The sequence below is a fragment of the Psychroserpens citreus genome (assembly GCF_055686305.1).
This window is the reverse complement of record NZ_CM145999.1, coordinates 1,669,055-1,688,101: the sequence shown is the minus strand read 5'-3', so window position 1 is coordinate 1,688,101 and position 19,047 is coordinate 1,669,055. Positions and strand designations below refer to the sequence as shown.

Annotated in this window: 16 protein-coding genes; 4 read left to right on the top strand and 12 right to left on the bottom strand. The window is 33.5% G+C overall.

The genetic code is table 11. The annotated features are described in order from the left end of the window. The first annotated feature begins 11 nt into the window (after positions 1-11). The 3 genes from rimK to ACTU6T_RS07525 are packed head-to-tail and all read left to right on the top strand — an operon-like array spanning position 12 to position 2,415. Positions 12-887: a 30S ribosomal protein S6--L-glutamate ligase gene (gene rimK, locus ACTU6T_RS07535; RefSeq protein ID WP_460220628.1), complete on the top strand. Its 876-nt coding sequence runs from the start codon at positions 12-14 to the stop codon at positions 885-887. Continuing rightward, entirely contained in the window at positions 888-1,859 is a 972-nt protein-coding gene (locus ACTU6T_RS07530) for a succinylglutamate desuccinylase/aspartoacylase family protein (protein WP_460220627.1), read from the top strand. Beyond that, the gene (locus ACTU6T_RS07525) at positions 1,852-2,415 is read left to right on the top strand and encodes a 5-formyltetrahydrofolate cyclo-ligase (RefSeq protein ID WP_460220626.1); all 564 of its coding nucleotides are present in this window, start codon (positions 1,852-1,854) and stop codon (positions 2,413-2,415) included. Before ACTU6T_RS07530 ends, ACTU6T_RS07525 begins: the two co-directional genes overlap by 8 nt. Here ACTU6T_RS07525 and ACTU6T_RS07520 read toward each other — a convergent pair. The 12 genes from ACTU6T_RS07520 to panC form a co-directional block, all read right to left on the bottom strand. After that, positions 2,412-3,065, bottom strand: a complete 654-nt coding sequence (locus ACTU6T_RS07520; RefSeq protein WP_460220625.1) for a lipoprotein signal peptidase — start codon at positions 3,063-3,065, stop codon at positions 2,412-2,414. The genes ACTU6T_RS07525 and ACTU6T_RS07520 overlap by 4 nt on opposite strands. 118 nt (positions 3,066-3,183) lie before the next feature. Continuing rightward, a complete protein-coding gene (locus ACTU6T_RS07515) occupies positions 3,184-3,561 on the bottom strand; it encodes a TraR/DksA family transcriptional regulator (protein WP_460220624.1) in 378 nt (125 codons plus the stop codon). 5 nt (positions 3,562-3,566) lie between these two features. Further along, positions 3,567-6,971: an isoleucine--tRNA ligase gene (ileS, locus tag ACTU6T_RS07510; protein WP_460220623.1), complete on the bottom strand. Its 3,405-nt coding sequence runs from the start codon at positions 6,969-6,971 to the stop codon at positions 3,567-3,569. Positions 6,972-7,273: 302 nt separating this feature from the next. Continuing rightward, entirely contained in the window at positions 7,274-7,744 is a 471-nt protein-coding gene (locus ACTU6T_RS07505) for a hypothetical protein (protein WP_460220622.1), read from the bottom strand. Between the two features lie 82 nt (positions 7,745-7,826). Continuing rightward, on the bottom strand, positions 7,827-11,696 hold the full coding sequence (locus tag ACTU6T_RS07500; RefSeq protein ID WP_460220621.1) for a LamG-like jellyroll fold domain-containing protein: 3,870 nt from the start codon (positions 11,694-11,696) through the stop codon (positions 7,827-7,829). A gap of 249 nt (positions 11,697-11,945) precedes the next feature. Further along, positions 11,946-13,304: a DNA repair protein RadA gene (gene radA / locus ACTU6T_RS07495; RefSeq protein WP_460220620.1), complete on the bottom strand. Its 1,359-nt coding sequence runs from the start codon at positions 13,302-13,304 to the stop codon at positions 11,946-11,948. 59 nt (positions 13,305-13,363) lie between these two features. Next, positions 13,364-13,516, bottom strand: a complete 153-nt coding sequence (locus ACTU6T_RS07490) for a hypothetical protein (protein ID WP_460220619.1) — start codon at positions 13,514-13,516, stop codon at positions 13,364-13,366. Beyond that, positions 13,503-14,684, bottom strand: coding sequence for an alpha/beta hydrolase-fold protein (locus ACTU6T_RS07485; protein ID WP_460220618.1), 1,182 nt, complete (start codon positions 14,682-14,684; stop codon positions 13,503-13,505). Before ACTU6T_RS07485 ends, ACTU6T_RS07490 begins: the two co-directional genes overlap by 14 nt. Positions 14,685-14,766: 82 nt before the next feature. Then, the gene (locus tag ACTU6T_RS07480) at positions 14,767-15,912 is read right to left on the bottom strand and encodes an alpha/beta hydrolase (RefSeq protein WP_460220617.1); all 1,146 of its coding nucleotides are present in this window, start codon (positions 15,910-15,912) and stop codon (positions 14,767-14,769) included. A 36-nt stretch (positions 15,913-15,948) separates the two neighbouring features. After that, a complete protein-coding gene (locus ACTU6T_RS07475; protein ID WP_460220616.1) occupies positions 15,949-16,902 on the bottom strand; it encodes a lysylphosphatidylglycerol synthase transmembrane domain-containing protein in 954 nt (317 codons plus the stop codon). Positions 16,903-16,906: 4 nt separating this feature from the next. Beyond that, positions 16,907-17,257: an aspartate 1-decarboxylase gene (panD, locus tag ACTU6T_RS07470; protein WP_008270229.1), complete on the bottom strand. Its 351-nt coding sequence runs from the start codon at positions 17,255-17,257 to the stop codon at positions 16,907-16,909. A 13-nt stretch (positions 17,258-17,270) separates the two neighbouring features. Next, the gene (gene panC / locus ACTU6T_RS07465; protein ID WP_460220615.1) at positions 17,271-18,122 is read right to left on the bottom strand and encodes a pantoate--beta-alanine ligase; all 852 of its coding nucleotides are present in this window, start codon (positions 18,120-18,122) and stop codon (positions 17,271-17,273) included. Between the two features lie 109 nt (positions 18,123-18,231). Here panC and ACTU6T_RS07460 point away from each other — a divergent pair, with 109 nt between their 5' ends. Further along, positions 18,232-19,041 carry a glycogen/starch synthase gene (locus ACTU6T_RS07460; protein ID WP_460220614.1) on the top strand — a complete coding sequence of 270 codons (810 nt, stop codon included), beginning with the start codon at positions 18,232-18,234 and terminating at the stop codon, positions 19,039-19,041. Positions 19,042-19,047 lie beyond the last annotated feature (6 nt).

Sequence of the window (19,047 nt, the reverse complement as noted above, 5' to 3'; positions counted from 1 at the left end):
AAACTGTTAATATGAATATTGTCGTTTTATCCAGAAATCCCAATTTATACTCGACACAACGATTAGTAAAAGAAGGTGAAGCGAGAGGGCATGATATGGAAGTGATAGACCCTCTAAAATGCGATATAATTATAGAAAAAGAAAAACCTACCATTTATTATAAAGACCGTTATTTAGATTATGTTGATGCCATAATTCCTAGGATAGGAGCTTCAGTAACTTTTTATGGTTGTGCTGTGGTACGTCAGTTTGAAATGATGGGTGTATTTACTATAGTTACTTCAGACGCTATATTGCGTTCTAGAGATAAATTAAGAAGTCTACAACGACTAACAAAAGCAGGTATTGGAATGCCAAAAACAGTATTTACTAATTATTCACGTGATGTTGAAGAAGTAATCGAACATGTTGGAGGCACACCTGTAATAATAAAACTATTAGAAGGCACACAAGGTTTAGGAGTTGTATTAGCAGAAACTAAAAACGCTGCAGAATCTGTTTTAGAAGCTTTTAACGGCCTACAAGCCAGAGTCATTGTTCAAGAATATATTAAAGAAGCTAAAGGTGCCGATATAAGAGCTTTGGTCGTAGACGGACAAGTTGTAGGTGCCATGAAGCGTCAAGGCAAAGAAGGGGAGTTTAGATCTAACTTGCATCGTGGAGGTAGTGCCAATATTATAAAGTTAAACACAGACGAATTAAAAGTTGCAATGAAAGCCTCAAAGGCTTTAAAATTGCCTGTTTGTGGCGTAGACATGCTACAATCTTCTAGAGGACCTTTACTCCTAGAGGTAAACTCTACACCAGGATTAGAAGGAATTGAAGGTGCTACTGGACGAAATATAGCCAGAGCAATAATTACATTTATTGAAAGAAATAGAACGTAGATGAGCGAAAAAGACATATTAGAGATTTTAGGAGAAGAAGTCGCTTTAGGTAAGAGCGCTACTGTAAGTTTTAATGTTGCTAAATTACACACCCAAAACAGCATAGATGTACCAGTGATTATTGAACGTTCTAAAAAGCCTGGTCCTACCGTTTTAATTACAGCAGGTATTCATGGAGATGAAGTAAATGGTGTTGAAATTGTAAGGCAAATTATAGCCAAAGGTATTAATAAACCAAAAAAAGGAACCATCATTTGCGTCCCTGTTATCAATGTATTTGGATTTATTCATATGGATCGAGAATTTCCGGATGGCCGAGATCTAAATCGCGTCTTTCCAGGAATAAAAGGGGGGTCGCTAGCAAGCAGAGTTGCTTTTAAGTTAGTAACCGAAATATTACCTCATGCCGATTTAGTAATGGATTTCCATACTGGAGGATCTGATCGATTTAATGCGGCTCAAGTGCGCATTATTAAAGGTGAAAAAAATTTAAAAGAACTGGCAAAAGTATTTGGAGCACCATTTGTTTTGTATTCTAAAAACCTCAACAAATCGTTTAGAAACACCTGCTATAAATTAGGGATTCCTGTTTTGCTTTTTGAAGGTGGAAAATCATTTAATATTGATAACACGATAACCAATACTGGAGTAAATGGTGCAAAGCGAGTACTTCACCATTTAGATATGTTACATAATAAGTTTAAAGTTTCTAGACCAAAAAAATCCTGTGTATTTGTTTCAGATAGTAAATGGATTCGTGCTAATCATTCTGGGATGTTTAATGCTTCGGTTAAAATTAATGCTTTGGTTTCTAAAGGCGATGTTATAGGACATATCACAGATCCTTATGGGAGTTTTAATCATTTCGTTAAAGCACCAAATGATGGTTATATTTTTAACATCAATGAGTCTCCAATCATTTATCAAGGTGATGCCATTTTCCATATTTCAACTGCATTAAAAGATGACTAAAGACGAGTTACGAAAAGCGTATAAATTACTTCGAAGGCAACTATCCGAAGCACAAATAGAAGAGTTTAGCGTAACCATTGCTAATCAACTTCTCAGCTTACCAATTTGGGATTACGACTTTTATCATTTGTTCTTATCCATCATAGAACACAAAGAAGTTAATACCGATTATATCTTAAATATTTTGTCGGGAAAAGACAAGCATATCATAATTTCGAAAAGTGATTTCAAGACTTCGGAAATGTCACATTTTCTACTCACAGATAACACGAAGATTAAGAAAAATGAATGGAATATTCCTGAACCAGTAAACGGGATTCCTATTTCAGTAGACCAAATAGATGTTGTGTTTATTCCACTATTGGCCTTTGATACATCCGGACAACGCGTAGGGTATGGCAAAGGCTTCTATGACAAGTTCTTGTCTAAATGTAAGTCAGAGACTATAAAAATTGGATTATCTTTTTTTGAAAGTGTAGAAGCTATTACAGATGTTTATGATGGTGACAAACGTTTGGATTATTGTGTGACACCTCATAAGGTTTACACATTTTAATTTTGAATGACAGTCTTTTCTTCTGATGTACCACTAGAACCAAAAGCACGTTTATTAAAGAAAATTAAAATTCCAATTCCCGTACTTATTGCCATATCTGCAATATTAAATACAGGATCAAAAAAACTAAATGACTTACCTCCAACATAAGGTATCCAATCTGGCCATTGACCACTATAAATTGGAAAATGAAGCATGTCTACTACTTTTCCATGAAAAAAGGTATCGTAACCACCTTCTTCAGGCATAAATGTAGCGACTTGACCCAAACTAGAATCGAAAATAACACCGTAAAACACAGAATCTATAATATTACCTACAGCTCCTGCTAAAATAAGCACAATGGCAAATATTAAAGTTTTAGAACTTCTTGTTTTGATTGATTTATGTAACCAATATCCAATTCCGATAACAGCTAAAATTCTAAAAACCGTCAAACATACTTTTGCTGTCCTATCTGAAATAAAAGAGACAAAATCACTAAGTTTTGTACCCCAAGCCATGCCTTCATTTTCTACAAAAGCAATTTGAAACCAATCAAAAACAACTGTTTTATCGTTTAAAGCGAAATGTGTTTTTATATAGAACTTGCTTATTTGATCTACAAGTAAAATAAGAATGATTAAAATAGTGGCTTTCTTTAAAGACATCTGAATGTTTTTAGAAGGGCAAAAATAGGGTTATTATTATAAACGATGGCATTAACTTAAATTACTCGACATAAAAAAACGCCTCAAAAGAGACGTTTATAATATATAATCACATATTTTATTTCTGCATATTTTTAGCTTCAATACTCAATGTAGCGTGAGGCACTAATTCCAAACGTTTCTTATTAATAAGCTTTCCAGTAACACGACAAATACCATAGGTTTTATTTTCAATACGAATTAGCGCATTCTTTAAATCACGTATAAATTTTTCTTGTCTAATAGCCAATTGTGAGTTGGACTCTTTGCTCATCACAGCACTACCTTCATCAAAGGCTTTAAACGTAGGTGACGTATCGTCTGTTCCGTTGTTATGATCATTCATATAAGCACTTTTAATTAATTCTAAATCGTGCTGTGCTTTATCTATTTTATCTTGAATAAGTGTTTTGAACTCATTTAAGTCTTTGTCTGAATATCTAATTTTGTCAGGCATAATTTCTACATTTTTTTAATAAACAATTTGGTATTTACATCATCAAAAGCAATTTCTATACCAGTATTTAAGTCGTCTAAAATTTCCAATTCATCTGTTAATGTCTCGGTTTTTATATACTCTAAATTTGTGTTTATAGCATTAATAATTTGTTCGTCTTTTTTAAATTGTACTGCAATTCTATCGGTTAATTCAAATCCAGAATCTTTTCGAAGATTTTGAATTCTGTTTACGAGCTCTCTTGCAATTCCTTCTTTCTTTAAATCATCTGTTAAAGTCACATCTAAAGCAACTGTTATTGGCCCCGAACTTGCGACCAACCAACCCTCTATATCTTTGGAAGTAATCTCAACATCAGATTGTTCTAATGTAACATTTTTTCCATTAATTTCAACATCTAAAACGCCATTTTGCTCGATTTTTTTAATATCCTCTGCTGTAAATGCGTTAACCGCCTGAGCCACAGCTTTCATATCTTGCCCAAAACGTGGCCCTAAAACCTTGAAATTTGGTTTTATTTGTTTGACTAAAATATCGGAAGCATCTTCTAACACTTCAACATCTTTAACATTGACTTCAGATTTTATTAAATCGGAAACTGCTAAAATCTCTTCCTTTTGTTCTTTTGAATCAATAGGAATCATAATCTTTTGCAATGGTTGACGCACTTTAATCTTCTCCTTAGCTCTTAACGATAAAACTAACGAAGAAATTGTTTGCGCACTTTCCATTTTTCGTTCTAAAGTTTTATCAACATACGAGGCTTCAAACTTTGGAAATTCTGCCAAATGCACACTTTCATATGCTTCTTTTTTAGTTACTGAATTTAAATCCATATATAATCGATCCATAAAGAAAGGTGCTATTGGCGCTCCTAACTTCGCAATGGTTGTCATACAAGTATATAAGGTTTGATAGGCAGAAATTTTATCTGATTGGTAATCGCCTTTCCAGAAACGTCTTCTACTTAAACGAACATACCAGTTACTCAAATAGTCCTGAGTAAATCCTGAAATTGCTCTTGCCGCTTTTGTTGGTTCATACTCGGCATAATATTCATCTACTTTTTGAATTAGTGTATGTAATTCGGATAAGATCCAACGGTCAATTTCTGGACGTTCTGCTAACGGAATATCAGCTTCAGCATAAGTAAATTGATCTAAATTGGTATAGAGTGTAAAAAACGAATAGGTATTGTATAATGTCCCGAAGAATTTACGTTTTACCTCTTCAATACCCTCTAAATCAAACTTTAAGTTATCCCAAGGGTTAGCATTCATAATCATGTACCAACGAGTAGCATCAGCTCCATAAGTATCTAAGGTCGTAAATGGGTCTGTAGCGTTACCAAGACGTTTAGACATTTTTTGTCCGTTCTTATCAAGCACTAATCCGTTAGACACCACATTTTTGTAGGCTACAGAATCAAACACCATCGTTCCAATAGCGTGCAATGTATAAAACCAACCACGAGTTTGATCAACACCTTCAGCGATAAAATCGGCTGGATAAGATTTACCTTCATCAATGAGTTCTTTGTTTTCGAACGGATAATGCCATTGCGCATAAGGCATTGATCCAGAATCAAACCACACATCAATCAAATCACTTTCGCGTTTCATTGGCTGGCCACTTTCAGAAACCAACACGATCTCATCAACAATATTTTTATGCAAATCTATTTTCGCATAATTCTCATCGGAAAGATTTCCAACTTCAAAGTCTTCAAAAATATCTTTATCTAAAACCCCAGCTTGAATTGCTTTTGCCATTTCCGATTTCAATTCTTCAACAGAACCAATGCAAAGCGCCTCTTTACCATCTTCAGTTCTCCAAATTGGCAGAGGAATTCCCCAATAGCGCGATCGTGATAAATTCCAATCGTTAGCATTTGCTAACCAATTACCAAAACGACCTGTTCCAGTAGAAGCAGGTTTCCAATTGATGGTATTATTTAACGCTACCATGCGTTCTTTAACATCGGTAACTTTGATAAACCAAGAATCTAATGGATAGTATAAAATTGGTTTATCTGTACGCCAACAGTTTGGGTAACTGTGTTTATATTTTTCAACCTTAAAGGCTTTATTTTCTTCTTTTAGTTTAATCGCAAGTTCTACATCAATTGAACGTTCTGGAGCTTCGCCATCATTATAATATTCGTTCTTCACATACTTACCAGCAAATTCACCAAGTTCTGGTCTAAAGCGACCTTGTAAATCTACTAACGGTACCAAATTACCCTGATCATCTTTAACCAACATTGGAGGCACTTCAGGTGTCGCTTGTTTAGCAACTAAGGCATCATCTGCTCCAAACGTAGGAGCAGTGTGTACAATACCAGTACCATCCTCGGTGGTTACGAAATCTCCAGAAATAACTCTAAACGCATTTTCAGGATTATCATTTGGTAAAGTATACGGCAATAATTGTTCGTAAGTAATTCCAACTAAATCTGCGCCTTTGAATTCTTTAACTACATGATATGGGATTTTTTTATCTCCCGAATTGTAGGCTAATAATTCGGACTTATCTTCCACCAAATTGAACTTTCCGGAGAATTGATAATTCACTAATTTCTTAGCCAATATCACATTTATTGGTTTGAAGGTATACTGATTATAAGTTTCTACTAAAACATAGTCAATCTTAGGCCCAACCGTTAATGCTGTATTACTAGGAAGCGTCCAAGGTGTCGTCGTCCAAGCTAGGAAATGGATATCGCCTTCATTTTGTAAAAATTCTGGGAGCGAATGTGCATTTGCCTTAAATTGAGCTACAACCGTCGTATCCGTAACATCTTGATAGGTTCCTGGTTGATTTAATTCATGTGAACTTAATCCTGTACCTGCTTTTGGAGAGTAGGGTTGAATTGTATACCCTTTATAAAGTAGGCTTTTATTATAAATCTGTTTGAGTAACCACCATACACTTTCCATGTATTTTGGGTCATAGGTAATATATGGATCATCCATATTTACCCAATAGCCCATTTTTTGTGTGAGATCGTTCCATACATCTGTATATCGCATGACTGCTTTTCGGCACGCTGCGTTATAATCTTCTACAGAAATGGTTTTTCCAATATCTTCTTTGGTAATTCCTAGTTCTTTTTCAACACCTAATTCTATAGGAAGTCCGTGTGTATCCCAACCTGCTTTTCGCTTTACTTGGAACCCTTTCATAGTTTTATACCTTGGGAAAATATCTTTAATAGCACGCGCTAAAACGTGGTGTACTCCAGGTAATCCATTTGCAGAAGGTGGCCCTTCAAAAAAGACAAATGGCTTATGACCTTCTCTAGTGGAAATACTTTTTTCAAAGATGTTGTTCTCTTGCCAATAGTTGAGAATGTCGTCTGCAACTTTTGGTAAGTCAAGTCCTTTATATTCAGGAAAGTTAGCGCTCATGATATCAATATTCTAATCGAGTCGCGAAATTAAGGAATTTTGAGAAAATTATAAGTGTGTTGTATATAAAAAAGAGAATGTGAGACTATTGACAGAATGTAGTCTAATAGATGGTGAAAAGTATGACACCATTAAGTATTAATTATTGATTAAAAAAAAGAGGAATCTAAAAATGACAAGTAATGCTATTAAAGATAAGATTCTTTTTGTGTTTTTCATTTTTAAGCGCGTGATATTAATACTCAATAGTTAGATACTAAAATCACAAAAAAGTCACATGAATTACAGTAAAAACCCTACAATCAATCATCTATTCGGTAATGAGCATTTTTAAATCTTATAGCTTTATCTAGCAATACATTCTTTTCACTTTCAGAAACATTAGACATGGCAATTACTTTCTTAAAACCCTGAGTATATATCTTCTTATCAGGTTGACCATAAGTAGAAGACACAATATACACTAAATTATGATTGTGGAAATAATAGTGTTCCTTAACTGTTTTGTTAGAGGTTTCTGTGTTTATAATTCTAAAAAGCTCCTTTGATCTCTTATCAAAAAGTACATTATATTTAAAACGCCCAACATCCTTCAATCCATCTTTATCAGTCAAAGTGCCTTCTGTAAGCTTTTCCGTTAAATTTGAATTACTATCAATTTTTGCAACATAATTTGCTGTTGTGTTAATGTAAGTTTCATCAGTTTTCACTTCCTTTTTTCCACAGGAAAACAAAGTAAATAGTATAGTAATTAATGTTATTGTGTTTCTCATAAAACGAAAATACATAATATAGATGCAAAAGAAAAGGCCATCTCAAAACATGAAACAGCCTTAATATCAATGTTTTTAATTCTTAATTAATAAGAATCTTCTTCGCTTTAGTTGATGATTCTATTTTAAAATGAACAATATAAGTTCCAGTACTTAAGCCTGAAATTTCTATACCATTATGTAAATCATCAGGTGATACCTCATTAAACACTTTAACGGTTTGACCTAACATATTAATAACTGACAATTGATCTATGTCTATTTGTAGTCCTTTGGCAAATAATCGATTAGTGTTTGTATTAAAATAAATCATATCTGTATCAAAATCGGGAGTTTCAACAGACAACACATCTTCAGATTGGAATACAATTTCAAATCGTGTATTGAATGTTCCCATTTCCGAAGAAAACTCATACGCTTGTTCGCTTTTTAAATCGAAATATTCTCCAGTAAAATTATCTTTTAAATATACAGGTTGATCGTTATTAATATGTTCAAACAATGTTGCTTTAATGGTATAACTAAAATCACCTGAAGCATTAAATGCTAGTGGCACAGATTTATCTTCTGAAATTGAACTGTACGATTGAATCAGCATTAACTGGTTGTCTAAAATCAAATTCAAATCATCATCATTAGCGTTTAAATTTTTGGCATCATAACCATAATCAAAAGCGTCTGATGTGAAATCACTAAAACCTAATAATAGTTCACGTCTTGATGATGGACCATCTACCGAATTAAATTCAAGACGCATTTTTTGCATCAAACTAATATCTTCGGAAGCATTTTCAGTGTTATTAGAACCGTCTGTTCTTAAAAATTCGGAACCTGTATCTGATGTTCCGTTAGCGTCGGCTTCTTTAATAAATTCTCTCTGACTATTTTTGAAAACAACACTTCCATTTGCTACAATTTCGGTAACAAAACCTTGGCCTACTGGTAAATATCGTGTTGGTAATTTAGTCCCTTCTTCTCCTCCACTATTACCACCATCTAATCCAATAAACTGAGATGCTCTCACAGATCCAATTTTATTTACTACTGCATAGCCTCCATTGTAGTCACTTAAGAAATGAGAATTTCCACTCCATTGCTGCCACAATTGAATCGAACCCCCAATAACACCAACATTATCGTCAATAAAATCATGAACATCAATAGCAGAAGGATATGGGTTTCCTAATAAATAATCTGTTTTAGATACAGAAGGCACTGAGCCGTTTCCACCTGCATCAGTAACACTAATAACAATTGTTCCATTATTAGGTTTACCTTCAAAAATGTACTGCTGTACAGGATCTGTTGTCCCAGTTCCTTTTTGCGTATAGCCAACACCAGGTTGAATATCTGTAGTTTCATCTATAGACACATAATCGTAATAGGTCACTCCATTTTTATAGGTATATAACCAACGGGAACTCACCCTACCAACCTGATCATGTGCTGTTGTAAATTGTACAGCACTTCCATCTCCTTTTTTAAGGCCATTTAAGTTAAAGACTGAATTGTTAATATTATTGGAGTTAGTATTATTATCGGTTAATGTTATTGCTCCAAGTGTTCCAACTGGAGATGCCCAATAGTTATACCAATACACACTAGAATTTCCTTCTTGTCGTCTTAAAATTTTCCCTTGAGCAGACGTTACCAAATCACTTTTACTCCCTTGAATTAATTGAGAATCATCACTCAAATCTATGGTTCCATTAAGCTCTAAATACCATGTGTTTTCTACTTTATGATCTCCATTAATTGTTAATGTTTTATTGGCATCAATAAATAAACCTAAATGCTTATGAGAATTTGTAGATGACACATTATGTTTTATATTGACAATACTCCAATCTTTATTATTAGTCGCATTTTCGATATCCCAAATACTACCATGTAACCAAGTTCCTTCAAGACTCCAATCGGTATCTGCAACAGTTTCGAAAGGCATCGGAGCAGTTTGAGCTTGCAATGTTGTAATATAGTTTAATCGTAATGCATTGCTATTAGAAGAAAAGTCTAAGGTGATATTGTTTTTAATATCGGTCATTGGATAATATGCTAATAGACTAGACCAAGATACTGTGCTGGTAGTTGTAAAATCTGCTACATTTTTATCTATGAGGGATCCTTTTAAAAGGCCTCCATTATTTTCAATTTCCTGAAAAACAATTTGTTGAACTTGATCTTTAGTTAATGCTGTATCAAACACACGAACTTCATCAATTTTTCCGTTAAAATATTCACGATTAGAAATATTACTAGATCGTCTTCCAATTTCAAAATTACCATTAGAATCTGATGAATTTTCTAGCTTTTCAGCAATATGATTTGTATCAACAATATTAGCAATTGCTTCACCATCAACATAAAGTGTAATTGTTCCGGTTGTATTGGAGAAAGATCCCGTTACATGATGCCATTCATTATAACTAATACTAGTTGTGGCATAGGTACTTAATATACCAGCAGGTGTTCTTAAGGTAAATCCTAATGTGTTTCCGTTTTGAACCACCAATCGGCAAGATATGTCCTCTCCTGCAATTGTTGCTAAACTTTGGGAAGCATTCTCAGGGTCAATTTTCACCCAAGCCATCATGGTCACTTGATCTAACCCATCAATAAAACCTGTTGTTGATAAATAATCATCTACACCATCTAAATCCAAATGTGCTTCAACTGGAGGGTTGGTATCCAAAAGATCTCTATAATCTAAATCTCCACCAGATGCTAAATCATTATCTGTATCTGGCAAAATTGACAAGTTAGACGGATTATCAATGTCTTCATTAACATCGAACGGAAAATCATTAAGTCCGTTAGTTTCAAAGGCATCATCTAAACCATCTAAATCGGCATCACTACCTAAAAGAGCGTTAGCCATTCCATTTTCAGCAATATCTAAAATGCCATCATTATCAGAATCGGTATCAAGACTATCGAATTCTCCATCTCCATCAGAGTCTACAGGTACAAATCCACCGCTAGGATAATTATTATAAACACCATTAGAATTAACAACACCTGAAGGCGCGATATAACCACTAGTTGATTGTGCTTCTACATTATCTGGAATACCATCATTATCACTATCTAAATCAAGATAATTAGGTATACCATCACCATCGGCATCTGTATATGTAATTACAGGGTTCGAAAAATTTGTTACACAGGAAAACTCTAGACTAAAATATCTAACAACATTATTAATATTTGTATTAGCTAGAATACCTAAGCGAAAGGTAATTTCTGATAAATCAAAATATCTAGCTTTAACGTTAATAGTTGAAAACGCATTAGATGTTCCTTGATAATTAACATTTCCTGAGGTAGCAACTAGAAAGTCATCCTCTTGTGTTATGGTAACGTCTGAAGGGTTGTCAATGACATAACTGTATGGGAACGGAATTTTAACGCGTTCAAATTTTGAGTTATCACCATCAATGTCGTTAAGGTTTATAAATAATTCAGGAACCACTACTGGAGTATTCGTTCCAGATTGTACAAACTGAACATTAAACTCTGCATAACCTTCTTGACCAGCAGATAAACTAGTTGACCGAACTCCAGGTTTAAGATAGGTACTTTGAGAAGAATTATCATCTAACAAATCGCATGTTGCATTAACAAAACCATTAACTGTCATTAAAGCATCAATACCAATTCCTACATTAGGAAACCTAAATACTTCACCTGTTAATTCTGTATATAACAATCCATCACCTACTTCTTCTGTTGGTATAGCTGTAAAATCAAAATCCTGTTCTCCTCCACATTCAGGTCCTGCACTAATTATCGTATTACTTTGTTCAACCACATCAAGAATACCATCATTATCATCGTCGAGGTCAATAGTGTCTACAATAGAGTCACCATCAGTATCTTGAGCAACGCTAAATTGAGGAACTAAAAAAATTAGTAGAAGTACGAGAAGTGTATGTAGTAGTTTAAATTTCATAGCACAATGGTCAATTTATTTAGACTATTTAAGTCAGATAGATTTTTAGAGGGACACCTAATTGAATATGAAGGTATTAAACTTTACAATACATCTCATATTCAATACAATAGTACACATTTGTAGGAAATTGGACAAAGCCAACCCTGTGCTTATTAGATAAAGTGTTTTAGAAATCAGTTAAAGTGTGATTTACAAATTATGAACTACCCAAAATAACGTTGAATAACAGGCTAAAATCTGGTATAATTAAACAACAAAACCAACTAAATCTTCAATTTTTGAAATCAGTTGAATCTTAATGGACGTGTTTTTTAAAGTAATCTTATTGTATTTAGAAACAAAAATAGTCGAGAATCCTAGTTTTTCAGCCTCTAAAATTCGTTGTTCAACACGCTGTACAGGACGTATTTCACCAGAAAGACCTACTTCGGCAGCAAAGCAAAAATCTTTTTGAATTGCAACATCTTCATTAGAAGATAAAATAGCAGCAACAACAGCCAAATCTATAGCCGGATCGTCAACTGAAATGCCTCCTGTTATATTTAAAAATACATCTTTAGCGCCTAATCTAAACCCAGCTCTTTTTTCTAAAACTGCTAATAACATATTCAAGCGTTTAGCATTAAACCCTGTAGCACTTCGTTGTGGAGTACCGTAAACAGCTGTACTAACAAGTGCTTGAATTTCTATCATTAAGGGACGCATCCCCTCGAGGGTTGCAGCCACAGCATTTCCTGATAATTCTTCGTCTTTTTGTGAAATTAAAATTTCAGAAGGATTGGACACCTGTCTTAATCCGGAGCCTTGCATTTCATAAATTCCTAGTTCATTTGTTGATCCAAAACGGTTTTTATTGGCTCTTAAAATTCTGAATACATGATTACGATCTCCTTCAAATTGCAATACCGTATCTACCATATGTTCCAATATTTTGGGACCAGCTATATTTCCGTCTTTGGTAATATGTCCAATCAAAATAACAGGAGTAGACGTTTCTTTAGCAAACTTGATCAACTCTGTAGTACATTCTTTTATTTGAGAAATACTTCCAGAAGAAGATTCTATATAGTCGCTATGCAACGTTTGAATAGAATCTATAACCACAATATCTGGTTGTAAAGCTTCAATCTGCTTAAAGATATGTTGTGTTTTAGTTTCTGTAAGAATGTAACAATTATTGGAACTTGGGTATATGCGTTCGGCACGCATTTTTATTTGCTTCTGACTTTCTTCTCCCGAAACATATAAAGTATTGTAAGGCAATTGTAGTGAGATTTGAAGTAATAATGTGCTTTTACCAATACCAGGCTCACCACCTAAAAGCGTAAGAGATCCAGGCACTAGTCCTCCACCAAGCACTCTATTAAACTCATCATCTAAAGTATTTAATCTGGCTTCTTGAGAAGTATCAATCTCATTTATTTTGAGCGGTTTAGAAACACGTTTAGTTGTATTTGATGGTGATTTCCAATCGCTTTTTTCTGGCTTTTGGATGACCTCTTCGGTAATAGTATTCCATTCTTTACATGCTGTACATTGACCTTGCCACTTAGCATATTGTGAGCCACAGTTTTGACAAAAGAAGGTCGTTTTTAATTTAGCCATATTCGTATTCCAAAGACTAGGAATGTATTGAATTAAAATTTCAGCTAAATTAAGATTTTTTAATTGATATCATTAAACCAAGTCATCACAAAAAGCATTTTTATTGCCGTAAGTTTTGAGCGCCTTGTTGAAAATTTAAACGCTTTTATTTTTCGATAAAGTCCTTCAAAAAAATAATCGGTAGAGTATATGCTATATTTAGTTTTCTTCATCTTCATCGTCTTCAGTTTCTGTATCTTCTTCAACTACTTTTAAGCCTTCAACATGGGCCATTATGAATTCTCTATCAATGTGAGTCATTTCATCTAATGTTAAAGCAGATTCATAAAGCTTAACTGCTTTTTTGGTTTTTCCTAGTTTTTCGGCATACTGTGCCATATAAAAAGTTCCAAATGATGAATTAGGGTTGAGCTTATTTGCTAGTTTTCCAATTTTATAAATAGACTCTAAGTCTTTACGTTCCTCAGCTACTGTAATCAATTGTTGCAATTCTTCTTCGGAAATTGGCTTGTAAATTCCAAACAAGTCGTCTATTCGCTCGTATCTATCTACAATATAATCATCTAAAGTTCCTTCGTATGGAAAGGCTTTTTCTTTAAGTTCCTTATCATCTAGAGGTTTGTATAATTCGAATATACGATCCATGGCTTTCGATAATGCTCCAGTAACCAATTGATAATGAGAATCACCTGTTAACTCGTCAAAGTAATAGGTTAGTTTTTGATTATCGATATCTTTTAATTTCTGATTCGTTTCTTTTACAATAGCTCTAATCCCCTTGATATCCTTATCTGAGGTGGCCATGTAGTAAAAAATATCATTATTTAGCCACTCTAATCGTGTTGCTACATTTTGACTCATTGTTCCCTTGAAATCCGGGCTCAAATTTATGTAGGCTTGAAACACTGGTTCTTCATGAAACAAAAACGAATTGATAAAGTTCCCCATAAGGTTGTGACCTACAGCAACTTTAAACTTGCTCGTATTGTAATTAGCATCTAAATGAGGAATGAGTTCCTGATCTACAAATTTGTAAAAGCGATCACCAGACTCAAACGGCAAACCAGACACTTCATCAACATAACTATCATAGAAACGTTCTTTTCCTTGAACAATTCCGACAATAATTGATTCTGGCATTTCATCAAAATGAGTTTGAAAACTCACCTGACCACATACAGGTTCGAATAAGTATTCGCCATCAAAAACAATAATTACAGGGTGCTTTAACTCCGACTCAGGATCGTAGTTATCTGGCAGTTTAATCTTTAATTCTCTAGTAGTATTTAACTTTCGGGATTCAAAAGTCTCATAAATGACTTGTGCTGAAACTTGAGCACAAAAACATAATGAGATGATAAAAAGTACAGTATTTTTCATCTTTAGTAGGTTAATTTGGGGATGGTAAATATACCCAAATTTAGCTAAACTACCAATTTATTCGATGAAATGCATAATTTTATTAATCTTGATCTTGAATCTCGTAGATTAAATCTAATAACATATCCTTAGAAATAAACTCAGATTCTTCTAGTAACAAACCAGATTGATAGCTTTGAAGTGCTTTTTTTGTATTTCCAATAAAGTCATAATATTGCCCACCATAATAGGCACTAATCATAGACTCAGGATATTCTTTTCTTGCTAATTTTGATAAATTTTTGAGAGACTCTTCATTATTTTTCTTTTTACTAGCTGCCAATACTGCTCTTAAATCGTTTTCTACAACCTTCTTTTCAAATCCGTAAAAAAACTGAACATCCTCATATTTTTTCATGAGGTACTCATAAGGGCTTCCTTCAAATGTGAGCATTTTTTCTTTATACTCTTTTCTACTAATTGGTTTGAATAGACCAAAAATTTCATTAATAGCCTTAGGAATTCCTAAACCGACAAGCGAATAATGATCAGCATCTGTAAAATCATCAAACCTATAATGCAATTTCGTGTTTTCTATGGCACTTAATCCAGTATCCATAGTTAAAATACCTTCTCTAAGACTTTTCACATCATTATCTGAAGTTGCCAGATAATAAAACGTATCTACCAATGTTGTTGATAATTTTTCTTGTAATCGATTTGCCATTTCTGGTGATAAATCAGGGCTAAACGCTATATAACCTCTAAATAGAGGCTTATCTTTAAATAGATAATAGTTTAAAAAATTAGCACTTTGATCATGGCCAACCACAATTCTAAAATCAGACGTTAAATAATTATCATTGATATAAGGAACTAATTCTTGGCCTATAAACTCAAAAAACTGAGCCCCTCCTTCATCTGAAGGAAAAAAAGTTTCACTACTAAAAGACAAGTCTGCATCTCTAGTCTTCGCCTGATTGACACCAACAACTATAGATCTTGGCATATCACCCCAATAGGAGTGATAATCCGTATTACCTATGATAGGTTCAAATAAATAATCACCATCAAATACAATCACAAGAGGATATAGTATATCTCCCTCAGGGTCATAATTTCTAGGCAATTGTATTTTAATCTCTCTAGACTCTCCTAGTTTCGAAGATTCAATAGTTTCATAAATGACTTGTGATAGTGCTATCTGACAGAAAAGACTACAACAGATAAATAAGATAAATTTATTCATGACAGCTAGGTGTATTTGTATGGGCAAGGTAAAAAATTATTTAATTCTATTATATATTGGTAGGTAAATTAAAGACAATCCGCCTAAGACGATAATCATAAATGTTTGAGATGACCACATGATCCAACCAAACGCTATACTAGGCTCCTTTGCTATAGCAAATATTGAAAAGGCTGCATATACAGCAACTGGGTAAGACCCAATACCTCCATTAGTTGCTGCTATACTAAAACTTGCAGAAATAAACCCGATTAGAATAGCCGCTAATGGCAAATTAGAAGTTTCTGGAATAGCCAATGTTGTCACATAAAACATAAGAATATACATTCCCCAAATAAATAAGGTATGGAAAATGAATGGCCATTTGTGTTTCATTTTAAAAATGCTGAGAATTCCTTCGACCAGACCACTAACAAAAGTGCGAACTTTTATTGCGAATTTTGAATGGCTCTTCTTTACAAAAAAGAAAACTAATGACAACAGCAAACCGAGTGCACAAATACCAATAATAATTTTATACAAGTCAAAACGTTCAGCAAAAAACTGATAGATAAACTCAAATTCTAAAAACAAGGTCACAGATATGATTCCTAACATAACTACCATATCAGCAATTCGTTCAGCTACAATAGTCCCAAACCCTTTTTCGAAAGGAACACCTTCATAATTTGTTAAAATAGTTGCTCTAGTTATTTCACCAGCTCTTGGGATAGTGTAATTCACTAAATATGTTGCAAAAACAGCCATAATACTGTTAGGGAAACGCAATGTATAACCCAAAGGCTCTATCATGAATTTCCATCTGTAAGCTCTAGATAAATGACTTAATAAACCAAAAAATAATCCTAAACTTACATAAGTATAATTAGCATTTTTAAAATAAGTGATAAGTTCTTCAATAGAAATTTTCGACAAAGAATACCACACCAATATAACTCCTAATAATAGTGGGAGTGTTATTTTTAGGATTTTACTTGTCTTTTGGTCCAAAACCTTATTTTAAAAGATTAGTTGCTTCGTCAGGAAATACTAATGAAGGCTTAAATACTTTGGCGTCTTCAATATCCATAAACGCATAAGTAATCAATATTAATGTATCACCAACAGCGACCTTACGTGCTGCTGCTCCATTTAATGTAATTTCACCACTGTTACGCGGTCCAGGAATACAATACGTCTCTAAACGCTCACCATTATCATTGTTCACGATTTGAACTTTTTCACCTTGAATGATATTAGCAGCTTCCATTAAATCTTCATCAATAGTAATACTACCAATGTAATTAAGGTCTGCACCTGTCACTTTTACTCTGTGAATCTTAGATTTTACTACTTGAATTTGCATGAGGCAAAGATAATTAATTTAGTGCGATATTATCTATAAGTCTAATATCATCTGCATATACGGCAATAAACGCCCTATATGACTTTTTGTTTGATTTTCGTTTAACGGTTTTTAGGGTTTTAATATCTGCTATGATGAAATATTCTAATTCTAATAAATCGTGTTTAGCAAATTCTTTTGTAACCCAGTCCGTGACCTTATTAGCACTTTTTGTGCCAAACTTTTTCTTGGCAGACTTTAGTATTTTATAAATAAATGGTGCGGCATCTCTGTACTTTGGTTTTAACCTTGTATTACGTGAGCTCATGGCTAGACCATCTGAAGCCCTATGAATTTTACAACCAATAACTGTTACAGGAATATTGTATTTTTCAACCAATTTTTTGATAATCATCAATTGCTGAAAATCTTTCTCACCAAAGTAGGCTTTGTTAGGTCTTACAATTTCAAATAAGCGTTTTACAATAGTACCAACACCATCAAAATGCCCATCTCTAAACCGACCTTCCATTTCATGTTCTAAGCCATCATATGAAAAAGATGTAGACTTAACTTCATTACCATAAATATCTTCAACTGTTGGTGCATAGACTATAATTCTATCATTAGAAATTTTGGAAAGCAACATGACATCACTATCTAAAGTTCTTGGATATTTAATGAGGTCTTCTTGGTTATCAAATTGAGTTGGATTAACAAAAATGCTCACTGCAACAACATCGTTATCTTCTAAGCCTTTGATTATTAACGAAGCATGACCTTGATGCAATGCACCCATTGTAGGCACAAAACCAAGTGTTTTATTTTCAGACTTAAGTAAATCTATATGCGCATTTAAGTCTGCTTTATTTTTAAAAATCTCCATATAATAACAAAAGTTTAACAGCGTGCAAACTTAATATTTTACTAGCAATCTGCATAAATTTTTGTAATTTTGCATGTTTTTTATTTTTAATTCCAAAAACGACAGATTTATGAAAGATAAGAGAATATTGTATGTGTCATCTGAGGTTGTACCATATTTACCAGAAACTGAGATTTCTTCAATGTCATTTGAAGCTCCAAAAATGGTAAACAAACAAGGAGGGCAAATACGAATATTTATGCCACGTTATGGAAATATCAACGAAAGACGACACCAACTTCATGAAGTTATCAGACTATCAGGTATCAACCTAGTAATTAACGACTTAGACATGCCTTTAATTATAAAGGTTGCTTCAATTCCTAAAGAAAGAATCCAAGTATACTTTATTGATAATGAAGAATACTTTAAAAGAAAAGCAACACTTACCGATGAAGATGGAAAATTATTTGATGACAATGATGAGCGTGCTATTTTCTTTGCAAAAGGTGTTATTGAAACTGTAAAAAAATTAAACTGGTCTCCAGATATTATTCATGTTAACGGATGGCTAGCATCATTACTACCTCTATACCTAAAAGAGTTTTATAAAAACGAACCATTATTTACCGAAAGTAAAATTGTTACCTCTGTATACAATCAAAGTTTCGATGGTACGTTAGATACTAATATGATTAATAAAGTAAAATTTGACAATATAGAGGAAAGCAAGATTAAGATTCTGGAACAACCAACCTATAATAACCTCATGAAAATTGCTATAGACAATTCTGATGCCTTAATCAAAGGCTCAGAAGTTTTGCCTAATGAGCTTAATGAGTATTTAGGCGCTTCTAACAAACCCGTTTTAGACTATTTCCCATTAGAAGATTTTGCAGACCATTACACTGAATTTTACAATACTAAAGTTTTAGATTAGTAAATA